The 1,759-nt window shown below is 70.6% G+C and carries 2 protein-coding genes; both read left to right on the top strand.

The features are described 5' to 3' along the window. On the top strand, positions 1-863 hold an 863-nt coding region (locus ABT300_RS43810; RefSeq protein ID WP_351688706.1), incomplete at its 5' end, for an ATP-binding cassette domain-containing protein. Then, on the top strand, positions 860-1,678 hold the full coding sequence (locus ABT300_RS43805) for an ABC transporter permease (protein ID WP_351688703.1): 819 nt from the start codon (positions 860-862) through the stop codon (positions 1,676-1,678). The genes ABT300_RS43810 and ABT300_RS43805, both read left to right, overlap by 4 nt. Positions 1,679-1,759: the final 81 nt, after the last annotated feature.

The following is a 1,759-nucleotide window of genomic DNA, read 5'->3' as shown; positions in this document are numbered from 1 at the left end:
CGGTGTTCGCGCTGCTCGGACCGAACGGCGCAGGCAAGACCACCGCCGTCAAGATCCTCTCCACCCTCATCACCCCCGACGGGGGGCAGGCCCAGGTGGCCGGACACGACGTCAGCAGGTCACCGGACGGGGTCCGCGCGGCGATCGGCGTCACCGGGCAGTTCTCCGCCGTCGACGGACTCATCACCGGCGAGGAGAACATGCTCCTCATGGCCGACCTGCACCACCTGTCCAGGCGTGCGGGGCGGCGGGTCGCCACGGAACTGCTCGAGCGCTTCGACCTGGCCGAGGCGGCGAAGAAGCCCGCCTCCACGTACTCGGGCGGCATGAAGCGCCGGCTCGACATCGCCATGACGCTGGTGGGGGACCCGCGGATCATCTTCCTCGACGAACCGACCACCGGCCTCGACCCGCGCTCCCGCCACACCATGTGGCAGATCATCCGCGAACTCGTCGCCGACGGAGTCACCGTCTTCCTCACCACCCAGTACCTTCAGGAGGCCGACGAACTCGCCGACCGCATCGCGGTGCTGAACGACGGCAGGATCGCCGCCGAAGGCACTGCCGACGAGTTGAAGCGCATGATCCCCGGCGGCCACGTCCGGCTCCGCTTCACCGAACCGGCCGCCTACCGGTCCGCCGCCTCCGCGCTGTCCGACGCCACGCGGGACGACGAGGCGCTGGCGCTGCGGATGCCCGGCGACGGCAGCCAGCGCGCCCTGCGCTCCCTCCTCGACCGGCTGGACTCGGCCGGCGTCGAGGCGGACGAGCTGACCGTGCACACCCCCGACCTCGACGACGTGTTCTTCGCCCTCACCGGCCCCGCCGACGTCCCCGTCCAGCCCAAGGAGACCGCCCGATGAGCGCCGCCCTGACCCCCGCCCGCCCGGCCCGGATCTCCCTCGCCGTCCGCGACTCGACCACGATGCTGCGCCGTAATCTGCTGCACGCGTGGCGGTACCCGTCCGCGACCCTGAACCTGCTGCTCACGCCGATCATGATGTTGCTGCTCTTCGTCTACATCTTCGGCGACGTGATGAGCGCGGGCATCGGCGGCGGCGGCGCGGACCGCTCCGACTACATCGCCTACATCGTCCCGGGCATTCTGATGATGACCATCGGCAGCACCGTGATCGGGGCCGCCGTGTACATCTCGATGGACATGACCGAGGGCCTCATCGCGCGCTTCCGCGCCATGTCGGTCTACCGCGGCTCCGTGATCGTCGGCCACGTCCTCGGCAGTGTGCTGCAGTGCCTCGCCAGCGTGGTCCTCGTCGGAGCCGTCGGCGTGGCCATCGGCTTCCGGTCCACGGACGCCACCGTCCTGGAGTGGCTCGCGGCGTTCGGGCTGCTGGCGCTGTTCGCCCTGGCGCTCACCTGGATCGCGATCGGGCTGGGCATGGCCAGCCCGAACCCCGAGGCGGCCAGCAACAGTGCGATGCCGCTGATTCTCCTGCCGCTGGTCTCCAGCGCCTTCATCCCCGCCGACACGATGCCCGGCTGGTTCCGGCCGATCGCCGAGTACCAGCCGTTCACCCCGGCCATCGAGACCCTGCGAGGCCTGCTGCTCGGAACCGAGATCGGCGACAACGGGTGGATCGCGATCGCCTGGTGCATCGGCCTGATCGTGCTCGGCCACCGCTGGTCGACGGCGCAGTTCAACCGCGATCCGAAGTAGCGTCCACGGCGGCGCGGGCCTCGTGCACAGCTCGTCCCACCTCGGACGGACGAACGGACGGGCCTGTCGGGCGCCGGAGCG

Origin of the sequence: Streptomyces sp. NPDC001027 (assembly GCF_040299045.1) — a bacterium.
Taxonomy (GTDB): domain Bacteria; phylum Actinomycetota; class Actinomycetes; order Streptomycetales; family Streptomycetaceae; genus Streptomyces.
This window is presented reverse-complemented; position numbering and strand designations above follow the sequence as displayed.

Excerpts from the sequence above, each read along its gene's own strand:
- ABT300_RS43805 (WP_351688703.1), top strand. The coding sequence starts at position 860 with ATGAGCGCCGCCCTGACCCCCGCCCGCCCGGCCCGGATCTCCCTCGCC.